This is a genomic window from Shouchella clausii, from assembly GCF_002250115.1.
In the GTDB taxonomy this organism is placed as follows: Bacteria; Bacillota; Bacilli; order Bacillales; family Bacillaceae_D; genus Shouchella; species Shouchella clausii.
On sequence record NZ_CP019985.1, the window covers coordinates 572,744 to 595,205 of the forward strand.

General features: G+C 44.2%; 21 protein-coding genes and 1 pseudogene. 4 read left to right on the forward strand and 18 right to left on the reverse strand.

From position 1 onward, the window contains the following. Positions 1-217 precede the first annotated feature (217 nt). Both ric and pepT read right to left on the reverse strand, forming a co-directional pair. Positions 218-916: pseudogene (gene ric, locus BC8716_RS02800) on the reverse strand (iron-sulfur cluster repair di-iron protein). Between the two features lie 306 nt (positions 917-1,222). Further along, positions 1,223-2,449, reverse strand: a complete 1,227-nt coding sequence (gene pepT / locus BC8716_RS02805; RefSeq protein WP_094423836.1) for a peptidase T — start codon at positions 2,447-2,449, stop codon at positions 1,223-1,225. A gap of 398 nt (positions 2,450-2,847) precedes the next feature. On the opposite strand from pepT, the gene BC8716_RS02810 reads away from it, so the two are divergent. Beyond that, positions 2,848-4,383: a PTS transporter subunit EIIC gene (locus BC8716_RS02810; protein WP_094423837.1), complete on the forward strand. Its 1,536-nt coding sequence runs from the start codon at positions 2,848-2,850 to the stop codon at positions 4,381-4,383. 1 nt (position 4,384) lies between these two features. After that, complete coding sequence (locus tag BC8716_RS02815) at positions 4,385-5,068, forward strand: N-acetylmannosamine-6-phosphate 2-epimerase (protein ID WP_094423838.1); 684 nt, start codon at positions 4,385-4,387, stop codon at positions 5,066-5,068. A gap of 66 nt (positions 5,069-5,134) precedes the next feature. Here the strand turns inward: BC8716_RS02815 and BC8716_RS02820 are convergent, their stop codons facing one another. From BC8716_RS02820 to BC8716_RS02835, 4 genes are all read right to left on the reverse strand, one after another. After that, positions 5,135-5,941: a MurR/RpiR family transcriptional regulator gene (locus BC8716_RS02820; protein WP_094423839.1), complete on the reverse strand. Its 807-nt coding sequence runs from the start codon at positions 5,939-5,941 to the stop codon at positions 5,135-5,137. Between the two features lie 616 nt (positions 5,942-6,557). Beyond that, entirely contained in the window at positions 6,558-7,064 is a 507-nt protein-coding gene (locus BC8716_RS02825) for a PadR family transcriptional regulator (RefSeq protein ID WP_094423840.1), read from the reverse strand. A gap of 4 nt (positions 7,065-7,068) precedes the next feature. Further along, positions 7,069-9,531: an ABC transporter permease gene (locus tag BC8716_RS02830; RefSeq protein WP_094423841.1), complete on the reverse strand. Its 2,463-nt coding sequence runs from the start codon at positions 9,529-9,531 to the stop codon at positions 7,069-7,071. Further along, positions 9,500-10,219 (reverse strand): ABC transporter ATP-binding protein, encoded by a 720-nt coding sequence (locus BC8716_RS02835; protein ID WP_094423842.1) that lies wholly within the window; start codon positions 10,217-10,219, stop codon positions 9,500-9,502. Before BC8716_RS02835 ends, BC8716_RS02830 begins: the two co-directional genes overlap by 32 nt. 349 nt (positions 10,220-10,568) lie before the next feature. Here BC8716_RS02835 and BC8716_RS02840 point away from each other — a divergent pair, with 349 nt between their 5' ends. Beyond that, entirely contained in the window at positions 10,569-11,135 is a 567-nt protein-coding gene (locus tag BC8716_RS02840) for a DUF5626 family protein (protein ID WP_094423843.1), read from the forward strand. Positions 11,136-11,718: 583 nt separating this feature from the next. On the opposite strand, the gene BC8716_RS22260 is transcribed toward BC8716_RS02840, so the two are convergent. Further along, complete coding sequence (locus BC8716_RS22260; protein ID WP_157730338.1) at positions 11,719-11,862, reverse strand: hypothetical protein; 144 nt, start codon at positions 11,860-11,862, stop codon at positions 11,719-11,721. 713 nt (positions 11,863-12,575) lie between these two features. Here BC8716_RS22260 and BC8716_RS02845 point away from each other — a divergent pair. Next, the gene (locus tag BC8716_RS02845; protein ID WP_094423844.1) at positions 12,576-13,418 is read left to right on the forward strand and encodes a glycoside hydrolase family 16 protein; all 843 of its coding nucleotides are present in this window, start codon (positions 12,576-12,578) and stop codon (positions 13,416-13,418) included. Positions 13,419-13,503: 85 nt separating this feature from the next. Here the strand turns inward: BC8716_RS02845 and BC8716_RS02850 are convergent, their stop codons facing one another. The 11 genes from BC8716_RS02850 to esaA form a co-directional block, all read right to left on the reverse strand. Beyond that, positions 13,504-13,899, reverse strand: coding sequence for a hypothetical protein (locus BC8716_RS02850; protein WP_094423845.1), 396 nt, complete (start codon positions 13,897-13,899; stop codon positions 13,504-13,506). 389 nt (positions 13,900-14,288) lie between these two features. Then, positions 14,289-14,489: a hypothetical protein gene (locus BC8716_RS22695; RefSeq protein ID WP_257252016.1), complete on the reverse strand. Its 201-nt coding sequence runs from the start codon at positions 14,487-14,489 to the stop codon at positions 14,289-14,291. After that, positions 14,464-14,805 (reverse strand): hypothetical protein, encoded by a 342-nt coding sequence (locus tag BC8716_RS02855; protein ID WP_257252017.1) that lies wholly within the window; start codon positions 14,803-14,805, stop codon positions 14,464-14,466. Before BC8716_RS02855 ends, BC8716_RS22695 begins: the two co-directional genes overlap by 26 nt. A 127-nt stretch (positions 14,806-14,932) precedes the next feature. Then, positions 14,933-15,451 (reverse strand): hypothetical protein, encoded by a 519-nt coding sequence (locus BC8716_RS02860; protein ID WP_157730339.1) that lies wholly within the window; start codon positions 15,449-15,451, stop codon positions 14,933-14,935. Positions 15,452-15,535: 84 nt separating this feature from the next. Beyond that, positions 15,536-16,045 (reverse strand): hypothetical protein, encoded by a 510-nt coding sequence (locus tag BC8716_RS02865; protein WP_094423847.1) that lies wholly within the window; start codon positions 16,043-16,045, stop codon positions 15,536-15,538. A 15-nt stretch (positions 16,046-16,060) separates the two neighbouring features. After that, positions 16,061-17,602, reverse strand: coding sequence for a hypothetical protein (locus tag BC8716_RS02870; RefSeq protein ID WP_094423848.1), 1,542 nt, complete (start codon positions 17,600-17,602; stop codon positions 16,061-16,063). 24 nt (positions 17,603-17,626) lie between these two features. Next, entirely contained in the window at positions 17,627-18,139 is a 513-nt protein-coding gene (locus BC8716_RS02875; RefSeq protein ID WP_094423849.1) for a hypothetical protein, read from the reverse strand. Between the two features lie 18 nt (positions 18,140-18,157). Beyond that, positions 18,158-18,478, reverse strand: a complete 321-nt coding sequence (locus tag BC8716_RS02880) for a WXG100 family type VII secretion target (protein WP_094423850.1) — start codon at positions 18,476-18,478, stop codon at positions 18,158-18,160. A gap of 9 nt (positions 18,479-18,487) precedes the next feature. Further along, entirely contained in the window at positions 18,488-18,784 is a 297-nt protein-coding gene (locus tag BC8716_RS02885; RefSeq protein ID WP_094423851.1) for a hypothetical protein, read from the reverse strand. 60 nt (positions 18,785-18,844) lie between these two features. Continuing rightward, positions 18,845-19,300, reverse strand: a complete 456-nt coding sequence (locus BC8716_RS02890) for a YueC family protein (RefSeq protein ID WP_094423852.1) — start codon at positions 19,298-19,300, stop codon at positions 18,845-18,847. Further along, positions 19,290-22,460, reverse strand: coding sequence for a type VII secretion protein EsaA (gene esaA / locus BC8716_RS22565; RefSeq protein WP_094423853.1), 3,171 nt, complete (start codon positions 22,458-22,460; stop codon positions 19,290-19,292). The genes BC8716_RS02890 and esaA overlap by 11 nt, the downstream gene beginning before the upstream one ends. Between the last annotated feature and the right edge of the window lie 2 nt (positions 22,461-22,462).

The window sequence follows — 22,462 nt, forward strand, 5'->3', positions numbered from 1 at the left end:
TTGGCGGGGAATCAATGCGTCGTCCATTCGTATACCTTTATTATGAAGAAACCACAGCGGCCGCTCCTATTAGGGAAACTCCTATATTGCTTCGTGAACTCCCTTGTTTTGCGGCATGATCCGTTTTAACCCAACAAAAAGACGCCGCTCAGACCTTATCGATCCGAGCGGCGTCTTTCAACGATTGTATATTTGATTGGGTTTTAAGTCGTTTCCATCACATCACTGTACGGACATTCCGGAATAATATGTTATTTTCTAGATGAATATGATCAAACGTATCTTGTTCCAGGTGGGCAAGGCGCTGATACACAAGACGATAAGTGCCGCAAGCATCAGCCGGAAGCACAAAACCGCTCGTAACTTCCCGTATTTCTTTAAGCAAACAGCCAGCAGACTCGTGCTCACCCTCAAGCTCAGAGATATGCGGCCTCAACGCTTCCGTTGTTTCCGAATTGGGCTCATTCATAAAACGGGTGATTAATGGGAATACAACTTCATCCTCGTCGGTAGTATGATCGAGCAGCTCCTGCTTCAAATCCGAAAACAGCTCCTGAACGCGAAGCAGCTCGGGATGGGAACCGCCATGAACGCGGGCCAGCTTGGTTACATACGGCACCAGGGCGGGCAACTCTTCTTTTAGAAAAGCATGGTGCTTCTTTTAAATATAGTCGATCAGTTCCAGTTCTGTCAGATCGGCCGGTCGACTCTGCTCACATTCCGCAAACTTGCTTTCCACAAGCTGCACCTGCTCCAACACCTCGTTTGGCTCCAACCCCCGCTTTAAAGCTGCCTGTTCCAGTGGGACTTGTCCGCCGCAGCAAAAATCAATGCGAAGCTTGCGAAATACATCCGCCGTCTGCGGTACAGCTGTCACGATATCGGCTACTTGAGACTGAAGTGTGAGTGAACTCATGTTGACTCCTCCATTCATATGGCTGTTTGTCTCGCTTCCTATCAAGTATATCGAAGCAAGCTCCATTGGCAGCCATCCCAAATCAAAACGATCTGTGACAAAGCGGCTAATGACTCCATTAGAAAAACCCATCTTCGGAGTCGGATGCATCATGAGCGAGCTGCCCTGTTAAATAAATAGACGGGGCAAAAGTTCCGTTGCACCGCAGTGCTTATCTTGTTTTTTAACAGCCTTTTTCCCCGCAACCGTTGCCTCTAACAGCCACTTTGCTTATAGAAGCACTTCCCCGTCACCAGGCGGCATCGCCTATTTTGCCCGCTGAGCAACAAGATTGGCGATATTGACAATCACTTGGACTGCTTTTTCCATATTGTCTACTGACACATATTCATAGCGGCCGTGGTAGTTTTCCCCTCCAGTAAAAATGTTCGGTGTAGGCAACCCTTTATAAGAAAGTTGAGAGCCATCGGTACCGCCACGAATCGGCCCTACTTTCGGCTCAATGCCAAGCTTCTCCATCGCCTCCAACGCAACCTCGACTATTTCCTTCTGTGGCTCTATTTTTTCACGCATATTGTAATATTGGTCACGAAGCTCGATGGATACTTTTCCCTTTCCATGCTTTTCTTGCATTTCCCAGGCAATGGCCTCCAATTTTGCTTTTCTATTTGCAAATTGCTGACGGTCAAAATCACGAATAATATAGTGGAGTTCAGCAAAATCAGCATTGCCTTCCATTGAAAGCAAGTGGTAAAAGCCTTCATAGCCTTCCGTGAATTCTGGCGCTTCGTTCGCTGGAAGCTGTGAATGGAATTCGATCGCCCGTTTGATCGCATTCACCATTTTATTTTTGGCTGTTCCTGGATGGGTGCTAACGCCATAAAAGCTGACTTTTGCTGCCGCCGCATTGAAACTCTCATATTGGAATTGACCTAAAGGTCCGCCATCAAGCGTATAAGCAAAGGCAGCCCCAAAAGCGTCAACATCAAAATGGGCCGGTCCACGTCCAATTTCCTCATCAGGCGTAAAGGCAACACGAATCTTCCCATGCTCTATTTCTGGGTGCTTGATCAAATAATCCATCGCTGTCATTATCTCGGCAATTCCGGCTTTGTCGTCGGCGCCAAGCAACGTGGTTCCGTCTGTGGTAATCAATGTATGGCCTTCGTACCCTGCTAATTCTGGAAATTGCTTAGGCGAGAGCACGTAGCCATGGCCAAGCTCAATATCGCCGCCGTTGTACTCGTGCACTTGCGGATTGACGTTTTTGCCTGTAAATTCCGTTGCCGTATCAAGATGAGCAAGAAAGCCAATAGTCGGGACTTCCTTATTTGTATTGCTTTCCAATGTCGCCATCACATAGCCATTATCATCCATCGTCACTTCTGTTAAGCCAAGCGCTTTCAACTCTTCTACAAGGATGCGGCCTAGTTCCAATTGTCCTTCTGTTGTCGGAACAGTATTGCTCGCCTCTGTTGATTGTGTGTCCACTTTGGCATAGCGAGTAAAGCGGTCAATGATTTCTTGTTTCATATTTTGCAATCCCTTCACCGATTTGGTTTATTTCCCTCCATTATAGCAAAAACCGCCAATAAGCAGAAGGAACCCATTGGTTTCTGTCTGACCTGCAGCAGCGTCAGCAATCACTCTTCCCTTGCCAATCAAGTTCATTTTTATGCCGAACGCACCAAGCATACATCTTGCCGTACGGCGACACTATCTCGTGGCAGTAACCCTCTACTAACGTAATTAGCGCCGGATAACAGAAGCTGAGGATAAATGGTTTAAAGCCGAGGAAAAATGAATTTAGTAAACATCAAAATCTCCATCATCTATGAAGGAAACAAACCGCTTTCATTTATTTCCATTGCCAAATCAGGAAAACAACTATATAATCTTTGTAAATAATTTACCTCAAAGGAGTGAAAATGATGAGTGTTTTCTTCGAAAAGGCACAACGGTTCGGAAAATCGTTTATGCTTCCCATCGCTGTTTTACCTGCCGCTGGTTTATTGTTAGGCATTGGCGGCGCTTTAAGCAACCCAAACACGCTTGTCGCCTATCCGTTTTTGGACCAGCCGTTTTTGCAAGGCTTGTTTACGATCATGAGCTCAGCAGGAAACATTGTCTTTGCTAATCTTCCGCTTTTATTTGCGATCGGCCTTGCTGTCGGTCTAGCGCGGGCCGATAAAGGCACCGTCGGCCTTGCCGCCGTTATCGGCTACTTTGTCATGAATGCGACGATTAATGCCATGCTAACGATTACCGGCACGCTCGCCGAGGACTCTCTTGCGGATGTCGGCCAAGGAATGAGCGTAGGCATTCAAACACTGGAAACAGGCGTTTTTGGCGGTGTGCTCGTCGGAATTATGGCGTATGTTCTCCATAAACGCTACTATAAAATTGAGCTTCCTCGCTTTCTTGGTTTCTTTGGCGGCTCCCGTTTTATTCCGATTATTACCTCTGTCGCTGCGATGGTTCTTGGTGTCCTATTGTTTTATATATGGCCATTTATTCAACAAGGCATTTTCTCGCTCGGTTCTTTAGTAGAAATGACCGGCTATATCGGAACATTTTTATACGGCTTTATTCTACGTTTGTTAGGGCCATTCGGCTTGCACCATATTTTTTACATGCCATTTTGGACAACAAGCCTTGGCGGCTCGATGATTGTCGATGGCACACTTGTCGAAGGCACACAGCGAATTTTCTTCGCACAGCTCGCTGATCCAAGCGTGACTCAATTCTACGAAGGAACGTCGCGCTTTATGTCCGGGCGTTTTATTACGATGATGTTCGGTTTGCTCGGTGCATGCTTAGCCATTTACCACACAGCAAAACCTAAAAACAAAAAGATCGTTGCTGGCCTTTTACTCTCAGCAGGGCTCACTTCCTTTTTGACAGGCATTACTGAGCCAATTGAGTTCTCATTCCTGTTCATTGCTCCTGCTCTTTATGTCGTCCATGCCTTTTTTGATGGTCTAGCCTTTATGCTCGCCCACATCTTTTCGATTACAATCGGGCAGACATTTTCTGGCGGCTTCATCGATTTTATTTTGTTCGGCGTGCTTCAAGGCAACGATAAAACCAATTGGGTGTTTGTCCCGCTTATTGGCATTGTCTGGTTTTTCCTTTACTATTTCACGTTCCGCTTTATGATTAGGAAATTCAATTACAAGACGCCAGGCCGAGAAGACGAGGAAATCACTGCACAAACTGTATCTGGCACAGAGAGGGCCACCGCCATCGTCGCTGCTCTCGGGGCTGCGGCAAACATTAAAGATGTTGATGCCTGCGCTACCCGCTTACGCGTTAGTGTCCATGATGGTGAGAAAGTCGATAAAGACCAATTCAAAGCAACAGGCGCCAAAGGTGTTATTATTAACGGCAATGGCGTACAAGTGATCTACGGACCGGAAGTGACGGTCATTCGCAATGAAGTTGATGAACTGTTAGGAGATAAATGACATGCATGCTGTGTTAAAAAAAATGAAAAACAAACTGGTCGTTTCCTGCCAAGCATTAGAAGAAGAACCGCTCCATTCTTCCTTTATTATGGGGCGCATGGCTCTCGCCGCTAAACAAGGCGGCGCTTCAGGAATTCGTGCCAATTCGAAAGAAGACATACTTGAAATCAAATCAACAGTCGACTTGCCTGTCATCGGAATTGTGAAGCGCCATTATCCAGGAAGCGACGTTTATATTACGGCGACGATGACGGAAGTGGACGAATTAATGGAAGCCAACGTGGACATGATTGCCATGGATGCGACCAAACAAAAACGCCCTAAGCAATCGCTGGCGGAAATGGTAGCAGCAATCCGCAACAAGTATCCGGACGTTGCCCTTATGGCGGACGTCTCTACACTGGAAGAAGCAATCGAAGCAGACCGCCTTGGCTTTGACTGCATCTCGACCACATTAGTCGGCTATACCGCTTATACGGCAGGCGCGTCGGCGTCAGACAATGATTTTGCTCTTTTAAAAGAGATGGCCCAATCCGTTAAAGCGCCAGTCATCGCAGAAGGAAAAATGAACACTCCTGCCCTTGCCAAAGGTGCTCTTAAAGCAGGCGCCCATAGCGTTGTCGTCGGTGGAGCGATTACCCGCCCTCAGCAAATTACAAAGACGTTTGTGGAAGCCTTGCAGTAAAATTCAGTTATAGACAAAACGCCTTTGGGAATGATCTCAAAGGCGTTTTGTTTATAGCAGCGGCTACTAGATCTTTTTTAATTGGCTGAGCGCGTGAAGTGTTTTTCGGCGCGCTTCTGCTCGTTCTTCATTTTGGGCGAGTACAAGGCTGATTAAATCAAGCACGTGGACGATGGAGAGCTGGGCGTTGAGAAAGCCACGGGCGTAAAAAGGTTTAGGGCTGAAACTTAATAGCAGCAAGTCTGCCATTTCGCTTAATGGCGTATGTTCATGGTTCGTCAACAAAATGACCGTTGCCCCATTTTCTTTTGCTAACGCTACCGCTTCCTGAATATCAACGGTATGGCCAGAATTTGAAATGGCGAGAACCACATCAGCCGCTGTCAAAAGCGAGGCGTTCATCACCATTGTATGGGAATCGATATGGCAGTCAACGCGCATCCCCATCCGCATTAGCCGAAACTTCATTTCCTGACCAGACAAGCCTGAACTACCGATTCCATAAATTTCAATCCGGTTCGCGTTCTCAAGCAATGTAGCCGCTTGGACAATGTCGTCCTGATTTATCAGTTCCCGACTTCCGCCAATAATCGCTTTGTAAATTGACTCCATTTCAGCGATTAGTTCTCCGCCCTCTTCTTCTGTTCGAATGCTGTCTCTCACCGACATTTTAAATTCAACAAAATTGGCGGCTCCGACTTTTCGGCAAAAACGGGTGATTGTCGCTACAGAAACACTGCATTTTGCCGCCAAGTCTTTAATATGGATATTGGCAAGTTCTTCTGGCGCGCTCATCACATAATCAGCAATACGTTTCTCCGCAGCGCTGAGCGCATGATAATTCACTTGGATTTGTTGCAGCATTGGCAACATGAGCGAAACCTCCCTGCCGTTCTTTCTCTATCATACACGATTTTTCGTCGTTTTACCCTTTATATCTCTAGTAAAGTAAACGTTAAAAATAGTGTACAGCCTTCCACGCTGAAGAAACCTAGCAAGAAAAGAAGTGTTCCAATCGGAGACTCATTTATACGAACCTACGTTCTTGCATCTTTGAATATGGTATACTAAAACAAGGCAATTGAATAAGGCTTTGGAGTGGTCGTTCGCCCCCTTGCATGTTTTTGCTAACGAAAGGGGGTGAGGCCTTGACAGTATTTGACACGCTGGTTGTCACGTTTGCGGCGGCAAACTTACTCGTTGCCATACTGTCGTATAAGAAAGACAAATAACCACTCCTAAGCCCGGGAAGCTAGAGTGGTTATTGGAATCACTTAGGCGAACGCCCCTTTAGGGCATTCAATTGCCATTGGCCTCGGTGTTCGCGCACCAGGCCTTTTTTATCCTATGTCTTTGTAGCCTTATTATACCGGCGATTTGGCCTAAACGCAAACGTAGCTTATCAAAAAGGCATTGTAGCGGCATTTGCCGTTTGAGACTGCTCCCTCCTAAGAAAGAGGTGTTGATAGGAAGACCATCCACTCAGCTTTTACGAAAAACTCCGATTTGCGACTTGGTTGATCCAGTTCAAATCTGCTTCTAAATGCAGCAACATGCCTGTAATTAATAAGTACTTGTTTTCGTCGCCTTCAAGCAAAAACGTTGTTTTTAATTTCGTTAACTCCATTACTTCTTTAATCACTAATGCTTTTTGTTGTTCCAACATGTCCTTTTCTTGGGCAAATTCGATTTTCCGCGCACAACTCCATTTAAAGAAAAAATCATCTTTTGTTGAATCGTACGTTACTGGTTCCAGCAACCATTTTTGTAGCTCTTTTTCACCGGCGGGCTCTAACGTGAATAATTTCCGTTCCTGCTCATCCGCTCCAGGAGAGGAAACGAGTTGATCCCGAATTAAGCGATCAAGGGTCGTATAAATTTGGCCAGGATTGATCTTTCCTTTAATCCCCAACAGCGAATCGAGTTCCAATTTCAATTCATATCCATGGCGATGTTGCTGGAACAATAAAGTTAAAATCCCATATTTAACTGACACACGATCACCCTTCTTTAAGAGATGAGTGTATATCCATTTTACTTGCACTGTGACTAGATATCCAGGCTGCGCACAGGCTTAGCCCAATTCCGGCAATGATAGCTAAGATCATATTGCCAACAGGCAATTGAAAAGACATAAAGCCTTCCATTAGTTCAGATTGACTGGTGACAAAAATCAATAGTACACCAATAGCCATCCCGATCACCACGCCTGATAAACCAATAAGGAGCCCTTCAGCAATGATCATCTTTCGAACTTGTTGCTTGGTGAAGCCAAGTGCACGCATCGTTCCAATCTCCGTTATCCGTTCCATTGTATTCATCACCAACGTATTCGCCGTGCCAATACTCGCTAATCCGATCATCATAAACAACATAACAGAAATCAGTTCATTCATGCCAGAAACGGCTGACGTTGTCGAGCGAATTTCATCTTCTACCGTTTCCACTTTTGAAAGCTGCCCGCCAAAATCAGACCATACCTGTTCTCGAATTGTATCATACGCTTTCCGATCAGCCGTAAGCAACAAATCAAAGCTATTGGTCCAGCCAAATTCGTGCTGAAGGTGGCTCTCGTCCATAAAAGCGACATAGCCAGAATAGTGGGATGTCTGCACGACCCCAACTACTTCAAAAGATTGCCGGCCGTTTGGCGTGTTCATTTGTATGTGTTCGCCTATCTGTCCTCCCCATTCTTTGAAGGCACGCTCCCCAAGCAACATAGAAGGGTTCAGCTTTAACTGCTTAAGAAGCCCTTTTTCATCGGGATCGGCAAATAAGACAGGGCCATCTTCACTGACGGCAAGGACCGAAAATTGCCTGCTTTCCTCGCCCGTCGTTTCCCACGTTATCGGCGTTGCTTCTGTAAACGGCTCTACCGCTTCAATCTCTTCATAAGAAAGCAATTTGGCGCGATCTTCCTCTGTCCATGGCGCTTCAGACGTCATTTTCAAATCTCCGCCATACGTGTTTCGAATGTCGTTCTCGAACCCTTCAGGAGCAGATTTTATGACAGCGCCAAGCAATAAAATAACCGAAATACCGATAGCAAGAATCGCCGCTGTATTGGCATTGCGATTTAGTTGCTGGCTTATATGGTTGGCAGCCATAACCCCTAGATAATGAAATAGCTGTCTCAATATCGGTTTAAAGATCTTGTTCAACCCTAGTAACAGCATAGGAAGCAAAAGAATAACACCAACTATTATCGCAGCATAAGCGACTGGATGGGCGAAAAATCCTAAGCAAAGAAGTGCGCCGCCAACTACTGCCCGTTGCCACAACCGTCTCGATGACTGTTTCGTTTCCGTTTCCATTTTTAACGTCAATAAAATCGACGTCTTGCCGGCGTGGTAAATCGGGAAAAGAGAAAAAGCAATTGGGAACAGCACACCAATGATGATCGCTGTCAATGCTGGCAGCTGCCAGTTTAGCGTATAGACCATATCAAATTCAAAAACACCTAGAAGAACCTCCATGAATACATCCCCGAGCCATATCCCAAGGGGTACGCCTATTGCCGTGCCCAACAACGACAAAAGCAGCATTTCCATAAGCACGAGCTTAGAAACAGCACGCTGTGTATACCCTAAGCTTTTCATAATCGCAAATTCTTTTCTTCTTTCAATGACGCTCGTATAAATCACATTAAATACAATAAACCCACTGATAAACATCGACAAGCCGGCGATTAAATAAAAGAATGTATAAAGCCCGCCAATATCATTGCTTTGAAGGTCATCTGCCACTACAGGCTCTATAAATACATCAGTATCACGAAATTGTTGCTGAAATGATTGAAACAAATCCTTGCCGTCGCCTTGCACTTGAAAACGCATATAGGAAATATCTTGGTCGTTTCCTGTCCACTGCCTTAATAAGTCAAGTGGCGCCATAATCCGAAAGCTAGACGACTCGGCGCTTTCCCAATTATTAGGGCTTGCCAGCAGTTGCGTATACTCAACGATCGCAGAGACTTGCGCCTCTCCCATATTGGCTAGGCGAATCGTGTCGCCAACCCCTACCCCTAAAAGATTTGCAACGTTTTTTGGTACGACCAATCCTTGATTGTCTAGTTCCCCATCTATGACAGGCAATTTCAGCAAAGGGCTATTTTGGTCACTGACTCCGGTAATTCTTACAGCCCGTTGATTTAAAGAGCGGTCGCCCTCAAGCTCAAAAAAAGCGTGCTTGTCGAGAGCTTCCAATGTATGGGTGACAATTGGGTCATTTTGGATGGGCGCAATCATTTCTTCAGAATACGTATGTTCATCGCTTAATACCCAGTAATCGGCATTGCCGACATACATTTGCTCGTAGTAGTCAAAGACGTCATTTGTTGTTTTATCAGCTACTAGCATAGCCGTTACAAAAGACGTTCCTAGTATAATAGCGAGCAACGTCAAGCAAAACCTTTTCTTGTTATGGGTGATATTACGCCAAGAAATTCGCCAGGTATTTAGCATAGTCACGATCCTCCCTCGAAATAACTTGGTCGATGACCCCGTCCCTAAAAAGAATGATGCGGTCTGCAAAACCAGCGGCAAAAATGTCGTGTGTCACCATCACGACCGTTTGCTTATCCTTGCGGTGGAACGTTGACAACAAGGCCAGTATTTCTTCTGCTTTTGCTCGATCTAAATTTCCAGTCGGTTCATCCGCTAACAAAACAGTCGGATTATGAACAAGCGCCCTTGCTATCGCCACTCGTTGCTGTTGGCCTCCACTAAGCAAGTTCACCCGTTTGCGGTTTAGTCCCTCTAACCCAACTGAATCAATCAAGTCATTGACCGCTTGGCTATGTTCACTCGTCCACTTTCCGTCCGCATGGAGGGGAAATGCGACATTTTCTTCAACCGTTAACGTAGGCAACAATTGATAATTTTGAAACACAAACCCTACCTGTTGTCGCCGAAAGATCGTTCTATCTTTTTCCTTCATCTGATGCAACGGTTTTCCGTCTATCTCTATTTCCCCAGCAGTAGGGACATCCAGTCCGCCTAGCAGTTGAAGCAACGTGCTTTTCCCAGAACCACTCGGCCCCATGATTGCTACGAATTCACCTTCCTTAATGGTAAAATCAACCCCTTTTAACACTTGCGTGACCTCTTGCCCTTGCATAAATTCTTTGGTCAAATTGCTCACTTTAATCATTCTGTCCCCTCCTCTTAACAATCTCACTCATTATATACTAAGTATATATAAAAACGGAAGTTAAAATTGTAAAATCAAATTAATTTCCGTAATACACAACATCAACGGATTTAGATTTGTTATATACTAAGTAACTATAGTTTGATTTTCAAGTGAGAAAAAGTTTGCTTGCAAGCGTTGATAAAAGGAGGGTATCCTCCAGCGATGTTTGCTCCATCCATATATAGTGTAATTTTACTTTCATACTATAAAATTAAAATGTCGAAAAATTTTTGTTTATTTTTACATTTTTATATGTTAGACTAAATTTGCCAATAGATGGCTAAAACTTCCATAAGGAGATGTAACTATGTTTAAAAAAGTCTTTACATTCGTTTTTTTGAGCTTTATCATGGTATTTGTAATGTCTTTAGACGCTTTTGCATCATCCTCCTCGATCGCTAAAAGTTCATTGTCAGAAAATGATTTACCAAGCATTACATTTGACTACACAGATCTAAGAACCCATACTGACACGGTAGTTTTAGAAGATGGCACAGAACTAACAGTAGGTGCCGAACCTGTCATAAATGATGAGATATCAGCTTTAGCAGCTCTAAATGGCACTTGGAGAATTTGGGGGGACAATGGTTTAGCTAGAATGGAATACTATATCGTTTTAAGGCCAGTTTCCTCAGGCAGTAAATATACAAGAATCAACAGCACTTATGGTTTAGCAGTTACAGGACGACTCTCTAGCTTTGAAAACGAAAAAATTAATGTTGTAAGGAGAAATGAAACATCTTCAGCTGGTTCTGTAGTAGAAGGATATGCTAAGTTTAATTATCTTGGCAATCAATGGGTGTCTATTTGGACTCAGAGTGGCGGCGTCCGTGCAACCATTAAAGGTGGAAAAGTTACCACAAAATTATACTAATCAACACAGAGAAAGGTGTTGGAGATGACCATTTCAGCTACTATCGGTAGTATTGTGACTTTATTATTGCTGACAACTGGTTTAGTTTTAGGTGTGGTTGGGTTAGTGAGGTATATTAAAAAAAAAGAGGCTAATTTAAAATAAAATTATTAGTGGCAAGTTCGTTTGAGGGAGCTTGCTACTTTTTCTTAAGTTCGGGCAAGACAAGTCATAATTATTGCCGATTACGAGATCAAATTTGGGCGATTACCACTCCCCCATCACATAATTAATACCGCAACCACCTTCATCGACGGTAGGTCCCACTCCCTTATCCAATCCATGATTAGGAAACAATACCTTAAGAGTCTAAGCTAAAATTAAGGTTTTACTCCCTTTGCAAATGTACAAGGAGTTTAGAGCCGAAAATTTGAAGTCCAGACCAAATTAAACAATTCAAAAAGAGCAGCTCCTTTTATTTTTGTCTATAAAGAAAGCGACCCTTCTTCATGGGTGACAAAAATTGTCCATCCTTTTCATCTCTCTCAATAAAAAAGAGCCCTTCGAAAAAATCTTTATATTTCTGAAGGGCTAATCACCATACTTACATGTCGCTTTCTAAACGCGACAGTTTCACTGTCTCATTCGGGTCAGGGACTGGAAGTTTTTGCGGGCTCAACTCTTCTTTTTCTGCGGCGGCATTAGGGTTCACTTTGTTTTCATGCTGGTCTTCCTCAAACTCAAACAACCTTGGCGTCGATCCTCGACCATACGTATCTCTCCGGTAAGTTTAATAATTGCTTATCTGACTAGTACACACTTTTGTTGCCTATTTCTTTAATCGTTGTTTAGCAAACAAATAAAATTTCCACTTTACTGACTATTATATACCGATTATGCTATCATTTATATGACGTATGCTCAAGGGCTAGGCGGAATTTTCATTTTACAAACGGAAGGTGTTCGAGATGACCATTTCAGCTACGATTGGTAGTATTGTGATTTTATTGTTGCTGGCAACTGGTTTTGTTATGGGTGTAATTGCGTTAGTGGGGTATGTAAAAAAGAGAAGCTAACTTAAAGCTTCCCTGACTAAGCTGCTGCTTTTTTTATGGATGGTTTTACTAAAAAAGGGGGGAATTTCTTATGAAAAGATTTCTTGGAATATGTTTTGTTTTAGCTCTGATTACTAGTACGTCAGCCCCCATACAGAATCAGAAGTAATACCTTTTGGTGATCCCCCATTCATATCGGTCAAGAGGGTTCTTTTTTATTTTATTGAGTATTTTTATTAATTCCTCCAACGTTTCTGTCCTATGTGAACGTGTGCATGTGTTTTTCTCATTGCAAACAAAAGCTACTTTTTCCCAACTGATTTCTATTGTGTTCTTTTTTATAATGGGCTTAGAAGCTTGATAACAGCCAAGTCTAACACCATTTTTCTTTTTAGGAGGATGGCTAATGAAAAAGACTATTGGTACGTTGATTGTGGTGACTATGATGGCAATGGGGGTTTCATCTGAAGTCGATGCATCAGAAAATTCTGCCGAACAGGAAGGGTGGAGACTCGTCTGGAGCGATGAATTTGACGGCAATACTCTTGACCAGAGCAAGTGGCGATACGATATTGGAAATGGCTATCCAAATTTACCTGGCTGGGGAAACGAAGAATTGCAATATTACAGCGATCACCCGAAAAATGTACGGGTGGAGAATGGCGAGTTAATTATTGAAGCTCATCAAGAAACTGTTTCCGACCAATATGGTACCTATGGCTATACATCAGGAAAAGTGTTAACAGATGGCCGCTTTAGCCAAACATACGGGCGGTTCGAGGCAAGAATGCGTTTGCCTGCCGGACAAGGGTTTTGGCCCGCCTTTTGGATGATGCCACAACATGACCGTTATGGCGGTTGGGCCGCATCAGGCGAAATTGATATTATGGAAAACGCAGGCGCTACGCCACACAAAGTTGGAGGAGCGATCCATTACGGCGGCCCTTGGCCCGACAATCGATTTTCTGCGGGTGATTACTATTTCCCAAGTGGGACAAACGCTACTGACTACCATGAGTACGCTGTTGAGTGGGAGCCAGGTGAAATTCGCTGGTACGTCGACGGGAACTTGTACCTGACACTAAACGATTGGTACACGGTTGGAGGCCCTTACCCCGCACCCTTTGACCAAGAGTTCTATTTGATTCTCAACCTTGCTGTTGGCGGTTGGTATGGCGGCAACCCAGATGGCTCTACCCCATTCCCTTCCACCATGGCCGTTGATTATGTTCGCGTGTATCAGCGATAGTATTAAAGCTAGGTGGCTTAAATGAGTTGCCTGGCTTTCACTTTTGTTTATGGCTAATATAAGATGTCCATTGATTTCGATTTATTTATTCAATGATCCCCTTTTCCTTTAATAAATTTTTAAAGTTGTCTTCTTCTATATTTCCATTATGTACATACAAATAAAGGCTTTCCGTTCCGCCTACCTCTTCTCCATTTGAGAGTACAAGAGGTACGGTTCGCATTTTTCCAATGCTTTTAGTAATTTCTTCATATACTTTTATCCAATTTCCTTCCTCTACTTCTTTTTGAGGAAATTCAATCGTAGGGAAAGCTTTAGAAACAGCCTTCCACCTTTCCATCATCTCTTTTGTCCGTTTTGTAGGCGTTAACGTAATATCATCAATATTTTCTCCTTTTCCATAATTACTAAAATCAATTTCCATACGAAGAAAGTCCGCTGTTTGAGCATAAACTTTTAATTTACTTTCTTCTAACCACATTTGTTCTCTTCCATTAATTCTTCCACTGTGGCATCTTCTCCAATTTGATTACGAATAATATAGTCTTGCAAATCTGGATAAATGGTCGTCGTTGAACGATCACTGCTTCCCCTCAACTTCCACTGACCGTTTGCCAGCCTTGATTTCGAATCGCTGGAAACTAAACTAGCACTTTGACGTTTAGATGTGCTAGCAAAGGCTCTATTCTCTAATTGCTCACGCTTTTCAATTGATTAATGCACTAGAATAAAAAAACTACCGTTCAAGTTTTGGATTGCTTCTGAAGGCGGAAAAAGGAAGCCATCCAGCCTCCCTAAGTTGTGTTTCTTATTAAAATCCGTTCTTTCCTCCACAAACATCTCTTCCTCATGTGACACTAACAATCCCAACTACTCTAGTCTTCTCTGATCTGGCGCCTCAATTCCATTTTCTTCAAGAAATTCGCGGAAGTCGTCATTGTATACTGATCCTACATCGATATAATCATTAATGACCATTGAATTCGCGGATCCATACTCTTCTCTTTCAGTAATCTCCTCTGACGCGTCCATTGCTTCAAATCGATTATGCTCCAGTTTTATAAACCTCAAACCAGTTTTCTTCTTTAATTGCTTTTTCAGGATAATCAATTGTGGGAACCACTTCAGAGATCGCTTCCCAACGTTGTAGCAGATCATATGTAAGGTCCGTTGGCGTTAATTCAATGTCATGGGGATCGCCTGTTTCATCATACTTACTGGTTTCTGCCTCCATATGCAAAGCCCCACCTGCATAGTTGTATTCCTCAATCAGGGCATACTTTTCCTCCAATTCCTTTTGTCGTTGCTCTTTATGCAAAAAGTAGAAGGCTATGCAAAGAATGATGGCAATTACAGAAGCTATTACAATAACCCATTTTCGGTTCATTACTTCGGCTCCGTTTCGTCAGGTAGCTGTTTTTCTGCGGAAGTACTGCTAGTTCCTAAGTTGTGCTCCTTTATGGTAAATTGCCACCGATAATGTATTTGCTCATCTCACCTTTACAAAAATATAACTAAAAGAAATAGTCCGCATAGATCGCTTCGACGATTTCTGCATCATTGATTTTCCATTCTCTGTCCTCTTTTGTCATCTCGATATCGATAAAATTGAGGTTTTCATGAAGCGGGTTTACTTTTTGAGGAACTAATCGGTATTTGACTGTTCCCTCTTGGCGTTTGACCTTCGAGTAAAGGACACAATACTCATTATTAGCAGACAACCCAGCCTCAGTTTTTCTTAAAAAAAATAAATTCATGCTAATAGACTGGCCTGACTCAATGATTTTACTCACTTTGCCTTGATAATCTTTAGTGAACCATCTCTCATATTCTTTTTCGACCATACCTTGGATCGGTTCTTCATTACCTTCTTCTAGCAATATTTCACCCGTTTCAAAAGCTGATAAAAATCCTTCTAATACTTCTAGACTCTCTTTTTCTGCTGCTTTCGCATTTAAAATACAACCTGTAGTAAATAAAAGTACCATACCAAATAAAATAGGTAACCGTATTCGTCTCACTTGATCACTCATTTCCTTATTACTTTAAAAGGCTAGCGTCATTTGATCTCAAAAAATACTACGTAGCAAACGTCCCAAAGGCTTTGTTGCTGAAATTCATTTGATAACCCCTTTCTCCTTTAACATTTCTTCAAAATTCCCTTCTTGTATAACTCCATTCTGAACATATATATTTAAACTCTCTACACCACCCATAGTTTCTCCTTCAGGCAACTCGGAAGCTAGAGACACAACTACTTCCCTCATTTCTCCTTCACTCCCAAGAAGCCTTTGACATACTTGAACCCAATCTCCTTCTTCTACTTCTTCCTGTGGAAATTTAATTGATGGGAACGCTTGAGATACAGCTTCCCATCTTTCTATGGTTCTTTCCGTCTCTATGGTAGGCGTTAATACTATATCTTTTACAGTTCCGGTCTTCTCGTAATTACGGTAATCAATTTCCATACGAAGTGTGTCGGCTGTACGTATATACAGTCTTAACTCCCTTTCCTCATCTCGAAGCTGCACACGTTCCTTCTCCTGATAATTCCAATACCAGAGGGATAAGGCCCCTACAAAGACGATACTCAATATAATAAGGAGTTTCCATTTTCTTTTTTTCATTTCATCGCTCCGCTTCTATTCCTTACTTTCATGACGCTGTTTATTTCTTTTTACTAGATCCTCCACCGTATCATCCTCCCGAATGTCTCCACTTATAATATACTCTTGCAAACTTGGATAAATGGTCGTCGTTGAATCATCACTGCTTCCTCTCAAGTTTTGACTGACCGTTGGCCAGTCTTGATTTTGAATCGCTTCTTCTGGATACTGAATGTTTGGATCAATTAATTTAACTTCTTTCCAACGTTCCAGTATACTATAAGTTACATCGGTTGGCTGTACCTCTACGGCATATTGGTTCTTACCATAAACATTCCGCTCGGAAATAAGCAACTCCATTCCTAAATTGCCTGCTGTTACCTTCGCCTCTTTCACTGTTAACTGATTATCGAGCTCCTGTTTCCCCGTTTCGTGCCTAGTAACTACATCAGCTATATTAACTACTCCACCGACTCGCTTACTAAGCTCCCCTAGTACTAGCTGCTGTATTTCTTCTCCAATAAAGTTTTTTGTATAATTTGCACGCTCTTTCATCAGTTCTGCATACTCTTCTGCTTCCAAACTATTTACTGCATTCCCACCAATATAATAGTTCACTGTCGATTCATTGATTCGGACTAAAACTGGGAACTCCATATTGAGAAATTCTTCCCTCGTCATATCGCCGGCATATTGCGAGATGTTTAACGTCAGCTCTGTTTCAAAGGTATGAATATGCGGATCTACGTTTCGTTTATATGATAAATGGTCAACTTTGGCAAGGAAAGGAATGTCGACACCGCCTTTTTTAGCCTCTGCTTCCAAATCCAAAATAGCAGTTTTGTATTGGGTTAACAACGACAAATATGCTCTCACTTTTTCAGCACTATACTTTTCCTCTTCACCACCAAAATGAGTGTTTGGCCCATTATTCCCCAAGTACAAATACGCTTGTAACATCGCTATCTCTTGATCAAGGGCTTCTTTGGATACTAACACTTTATCATTTAAACGATCCTGCAAAGCCTCTACACCTTCGTTGCTGATCATGCTTTCGATTTCTTTAATTTCGGCGATGGTGGCCTCGTCCAACACCTCACTCTGTATATACTGATACAGCAACTCTCGCTCCCCATAGTTGAGGGCTTCGCCGCTTTCCATTTTGATGAGCAGGCTGGTAATGAGGCTCTTGTCTTCGAAGATCGCTTGTTTTAGCTGTTCGACGTTTAAGGTGGCGAGGCCTGCGCCATTTTTGCCGAGTCCGTTTGTGAAGGCGTTCAGGGCGGAGTCGAGGGCACTCAAGCCGGTTTGCGCGGCGGAAAAGTCGGCTTTTGCGGTTGAGTCGGCTGCGACCATGCCGTCCCAAAAGCGGTGGATGGCTTGGAGGTCTCCGTAAATGTCGCCTTCTTCTACGACTGCAATGTGCGGAGGGGAAAAACCTCTATTTGCCAATAGTTCTTGCGCGCCTATTCGGACAGAGTTTGCACGGAATACGCTATCCATGTACTCCGCCATAATCTGTTTGTATTCCTGAATTAACCGGTTTAGTTCCTCGCGGTCGGCGCGGTGGTTGCCCATAGGATCACCTTCCTCCTATTGATTTTATAGAGCACGGAGCTTGCTTTGTGTACTAGCGATGTTGGCTTTGACAGAGTGGATCGACGCTTCGTTGCTGGCGATTAGGCGCTCTAGTTGAAGGGTCGCTGCCTGTTGTTGTTTAATCTCGTGTTGGATTTGCCGGGCTTGATGCTCTAGTTGTTCGATCATTTCTTGGATGTTTTGTCCTGTCGTTTGTTGGGTCATCCGCCGGGATTGTATTCGTTCTTGGATCTTTTCTAATGCTCGGCTTTCCAGTTGGCCCGTTTTGACGAATTGGACTGTGGCCATGGGAGATGCTTCGCCGCTAGTCAATTCCTCGAGTCGTGCTTGTTCAAATGCAATGTTTTGTTGGTATTGCCGAAGTTCTGCTAATTCTTGTTCTAGTTTTTGGATGGCCATTATGCCGCTGTCGTAGCGTTGCTGGTAATCGGCATTTTGCCGGTATAGCGATTGTAACTGGGATTGGTTCGCTGACAAGTGCGCGTTTAGCTTTGTCAGTTCTGCCTGTTTGTCCATAGTACCCCCCTTATCGGCTTATTGGTCGGCTAGATAATGGTCGACTTTCGTTTCAAATTTGCTGCTCATTTCTTCGTCTGTCTCGTTCATCTGCTCGATGGCTTGGTCGAGCGTTGCTAGCATTGCTTCCATCAACGCCTGCGTTTGCACAAGCGCCTTTCTCAAGTCTGCGCTTGCGAGGTCGTGCTCGGCTTTGGCGTCTCCTTTCCAATCGGACACAGCGTCGATTAAGGCGTCTAGTTTGCTAATCGCTTCTTCCATCCGTTCGCCTGGGATTAGTCTCGCTTTCTCGATTAGGCTTTGTACGGCAGCGGGGTCGACTTTGATTTCAAGTGACATGTGTTCACCTCACCCTGTAAATGGTTCAACTTCATTGATTTTTTGTTGGAATGTCGCAGCGGCTGCTTGTAATTCTTCTAGCGACAGGGAAAAGCGGGTTAGGAGATATTCTTTGATTAGCGCGCTGCTTTCCGCAAAAGCGTCAGCGGACTCGCCTGTAAAGATGCCTTCGCTTTGCATCAGTTCAAAAGGTGTAAAAAAATCAGTCAATATGCTGGTGACTTCTTCTAACAGCTCTGCATACGTGTCGTTTAACTTGTTTAATTGCTCGTCGCTTATTTCAATTTTGTCTGGGCCGACCAACATCGTCTCTTCACCTCTATTCTCGCTTGCATGTCCGTATTTTCTGTTTTGACAAAAACATAGTTATTCGTTCATTTGCGCGGTTTTAGGAATAATATAAATCAATAAAACAGAAACGAGCACGGTGGCCACAGCTGCTAATATCCATGGCAGCACGTTTACTTTTTCTTCTGCCTGCACCACTTGGCGGGCCAACTCTTTTTCCTCTGTAAACAGCCCGGCGCTTGCGGCGAGGTTTTCCTCACGGTTTGCATCCGCACTACTCGCAAACAGGCTGTCTTGTAGTTCTGCGTATGTTTCTTCCAATGGCTGAGTAAATGTAAGTATTTTCTGTTCTTCAGGCACTCTGATTTCCCTCTGCTCCGCTTCTGGTTTGTATTGGCGCAGCTCTAACAGCACTTCCCGCTCTTTGTAAACACCAGGTTCCACTCGTTCTTCTTCGGCAAAGCTTGGAGTTGCCAAGGACAGGAGCAGCGTTACGCATGCTCCTGCCCCGGCAATGATGGCCTTACATTTCATAATCGTCATCCTCTTCTTTTCGGCTGTTAACGACCAAATGGCGAATGATTGGCAAAGCAATCGTTGCTGCTGCAATGAGAGCCAATGGGATCATGCCTGCGAGAAACGCATTTTGCGGGCTTGCTTGAATGGAAATGTACAGCTCCGCAATTGGGTTATTTGTACGGAAGTTTGGCATGGCCATATCAAGAAGCGGGCTTGTAAAGAATAGAATGAACGCGACACTAAGCAGCCATCCGACCCACGGGCCCGCCATAAAGGCAACGCGGATAAGGCCAGCTGTCGCCAAAATCAAGAGGACGGTAATGATCGTCCATTGAATCGATTGGCTCTCGCTCATTGTGTAAATCGTCAGTCCATAAATGCTGATGACTAAACCAACAATGATCGATAAAATGCTAAACAACGCGATATTAACGGCAATTGGCACAGAGCTATAGTGGTGTGTCAAAAAGCCGATCAGCAAGCTCGACAATAGTACGATCACAAGAACAATGATTGGCGGCGTCATTCTTTCTGCAGGTCCTGTTACTTGCTCGCCGCTTATATCAACAGGGCTAGAAAGATGGTTATAGACATAGTCATTATGGTGCCCGTCTGACAGCGCGTTGCCAAGAATCGTGTGAATGTCCTCGTAAACAAGTTCAGTTGTTTGGACATTGTCCGACCATCTCGAGTTTAAATCATCGGATTTGGCTTGGACTGCCGTCACATTGTTGTGTAGGTCTTCTGTTTGGGCAATAATATCGTCTTGGCGGTTGCTAAGAGACTCAACTGCTGCTCCTAATTGTTGGACTTCGCCTAATGACATTTGTTGATTGGTCACGACCATTTGCCCATTTAACCCTTCGACAGGCGCTGGTTCTGTTTCAATCGCTCCATAGCTTTCAGATAAGTTCGCTCCAATAGCGTTGCCCGTTTCTGCAATCGCCGCCACTTCTTCGCGAATCGCTTGTTGTTCTTCAGCAATTGCTTGTTCTAACTCGTTCAGCACGTTGTTTGCATCGGTGATAAATTGATTAAATTCTGCTTCTGCTTCCTCAACCGATTGTTGGGCTTCTTCCAATTGCGTTCGCTTGCCCATAAACGAATCGACTGATTGCCGCGCCTCGTCAATTTTTTCCTGAACCTCGCGGACACGGTTGTCTTCATCGACAATTTGCTTAATCCGGTCTTGATTCAAGTAGCCTTGCTGGCTGTATGCCCAATCCAATTTGGCCAGCTCGCCGTAATAGGTAAGCAGTTCCCGTACATTTGTCGACTGAATCGGACTGTTAATAACGGACGGAGATGCGCCTATACGGTTGAAAACGGCTTGTTCTTGCTTGTGAACTTCCTCGATGACTGGATCAATCACTTGCGCTTCCAGTTTCTCCACATACTTTTCCAAACGCGTTGCATAACGTTCCAGTTTTTCGACATATTCGAGGAACGCCTCGGTCACTTCTCGATGGTCATCGATTTTCCATTGTGCCACTTCTAACGTTGGCTCCATACTATCAAGGAGCTCCATTGCTTCTTCCCAAACGATTTGCAGTTCTTCCGGAGTAAAAGTGACAAGTTGGGCATGGAATGGCGTAAAGGAGAGCGCTTCCTCTCTGTCTCCATCTTGTTCGCCATCTCCTGCTGGCGGCTCTTGCTCAGGATCCCCGTCTCCGTCGCCATCTCCACCGCCATTGCCGTCTCCATCGCTATCTTCATCTTCAGGAGGCTCTGTTGGCTCTGGCGGGGGTTCCTCTCCACCGTTTCCATCGTCATCGCCGTCTCCTGGTTCTGGTGGTGTAGGCTGTTCATTATCGTCGCCGTCACCACCGTCGCCGTCACCGCCATCTCCGTCCCCATCGCCTGGCTCAGGTTCTGGTGGCGGCGGCTCTGGAAATTCAATTTCTTCAGGGTTTAACTTGCCGACTAGCTTTTCAATCTCGGCAATCGTTTCTTCTGCGTCTTTCAGTAGGTCTTCGTCAATCGGCTCTAGTGCTTCCTCTGGTTGTTCAGGGCGAGGGATGTTCTGTGGAGGCCGCTCGTCCTTTGACAAATGCCGGCGCACACTTAACGTTTGCCGAAACTGAGCTTCTGCCCGTTCTCCTTGCGTCGCATTTGCATATTTTCCAATCAGTTCAGCCTGTGCATTTGGCAGCCGATCGACGGCTAAATCTTGGGCAGCATATACTTGGTTTATTTCGCTATTAAACCCATTCATTTCGCCATTAAACTTATAGGCGCCGATTGCCCAATCGTCAAACAAAGAAACCACTTTGTCGCCTTCATTGGAAAGCTGTGGCGCAAACGCATGCTGGCCTTCCTGGACGTTGCCGCTCCCTGCCTGCAATGTCTGTTGATAGTCAGCCACTGCTTGGTTGACAAGCTCCCCATTTTGAGCGTTCGCTTGCACCATCATCTCCGTTTGCTCATTATGGTAAGCCATGTAGGTATCAATCGCATTGGTAAGTTCATCAAAGCCGGCTTGCGCTTCTTCTAAACTAGTGCGAGAGCTTTCCGACAAATTGACAGTGTCCGAAGAAGTAGCGAATAACTGGTCAAGACGGCCTCGCTGCGTTTCAATTTCATCTGCCAATTCTTGTGAACTTGGTGAGTAAAATGAATACATTTCATTTAGGAAATCGACTTCCTTTTGTAGCACTTCATCAAAGTTGTTTCGAACTCGGTCGACTTCCTCAGACACATAGCGCCAATATTGGGTGCTAATTTGCTGGTTCATTTTTAGCTGCGCACTCTCTAGCTCTTTTTGCACCCGCTCTTGGTTTTCTGCATTTAAGTTATTATAAATTTCATATTGTACACTGGCCCGGTTCGGCAGTGAATCTTGAAAAGACATAATGTTCTCGGAAAAAGAGGAGTCAATATAAACGATCGCATCATATTCCTGATTGGCTAGTCCTGCTTGGGCAGAGGCCCTGCTAGCCACTACCCATTCGTATTCCGAGTCACCTTGCAATGTTGGCACAATATCATTTCCTAAAATAAGTGGTTCATTCTCCTCATATTGGTACCCTTTGTCCTCATTGACAATCACGATCTTGCCAGACGCTTTTTTTTCTTCACGCATCGGTTCTTTCCCGATGTACTGAAAAAAGGCAAACGGTACGGCGATGATGATTGCCACAAGCAACAACAGTTTTAACATATGTTTTTTCTGCAATT

Excerpts from the sequence above, each read along its gene's own strand:
- BC8716_RS02815 (WP_094423838.1), top strand. The coding sequence starts at position 4,385 with ATGCATGCTGTGTTAAAAAAAATGAAAAACAAACTGGTCGTTTCCTGC.
- BC8716_RS02840 (WP_094423843.1), top strand. The coding sequence starts at position 10,569 with ATGTTTAAAAAAGTCTTTACATTCGTTTTTTTGAGCTTTATCATGGTA.
- BC8716_RS02875 (WP_094423849.1), bottom strand. The coding sequence starts at position 18,139 with ATGGACAAACAGGCAGAACTGACAAAGCTAAACGCGCACTTGTCAGCG.
- BC8716_RS02880 (WP_094423850.1), bottom strand. The coding sequence starts at position 18,478 with ATGTCACTTGAAATCAAAGTCGACCCCGCTGCCGTACAAAGCCTAATC.
- BC8716_RS02835 (WP_094423842.1), bottom strand. The coding sequence starts at position 10,219 with ATGATTAAAGTGAGCAATTTGACCAAAGAATTTATGCAAGGGCAAGAG.
- BC8716_RS02850 (WP_094423845.1), bottom strand. The coding sequence starts at position 13,899 with ATGTGGTTAGAAGAAAGTAAATTAAAAGTTTATGCTCAAACAGCGGAC.
- pepT (WP_094423836.1), bottom strand. The coding sequence starts at position 2,449 with ATGAAACAAGAAATCATTGACCGCTTTACTCGCTATGCCAAAGTGGAC.
- BC8716_RS02885 (WP_094423851.1), bottom strand. The coding sequence starts at position 18,784 with ATGTTGGTCGGCCCAGACAAAATTGAAATAAGCGACGAGCAATTAAAC.
- BC8716_RS02820 (WP_094423839.1), bottom strand. The coding sequence starts at position 5,941 with ATGTTGCCAATGCTGCAACAAATCCAAGTGAATTATCATGCGCTCAGC.
- BC8716_RS02865 (WP_094423847.1), bottom strand. The coding sequence starts at position 16,045 with ATGAAAAAAAGAAAATGGAAACTCCTTATTATATTGAGTATCGTCTTT.
- BC8716_RS02860 (WP_157730339.1), bottom strand. The coding sequence starts at position 15,451 with ATGAGTGATCAAGTGAGACGAATACGGTTACCTATTTTATTTGGTATG.
- BC8716_RS02810 (WP_094423837.1), top strand. The coding sequence starts at position 2,848 with ATGAGTGTTTTCTTCGAAAAGGCACAACGGTTCGGAAAATCGTTTATG.
- BC8716_RS02855 (WP_257252017.1), bottom strand. The coding sequence starts at position 14,805 with ATGAACCGAAAATGGGTTATTGTAATAGCTTCTGTAATTGCCATCATT.
- BC8716_RS02845 (WP_094423844.1), top strand. The coding sequence starts at position 12,576 with ATGAAAAAGACTATTGGTACGTTGATTGTGGTGACTATGATGGCAATG.
- BC8716_RS02870 (WP_094423848.1), bottom strand. The coding sequence starts at position 17,602 with ATGGGCAACCACCGCGCCGACCGCGAGGAACTAAACCGGTTAATTCAG.
- BC8716_RS02890 (WP_094423852.1), bottom strand. The coding sequence starts at position 19,300 with ATGAAATGTAAGGCCATCATTGCCGGGGCAGGAGCATGCGTAACGCTG.
- BC8716_RS02830 (WP_094423841.1), bottom strand. The coding sequence starts at position 9,531 with ATGCTAAATACCTGGCGAATTTCTTGGCGTAATATCACCCATAACAAG.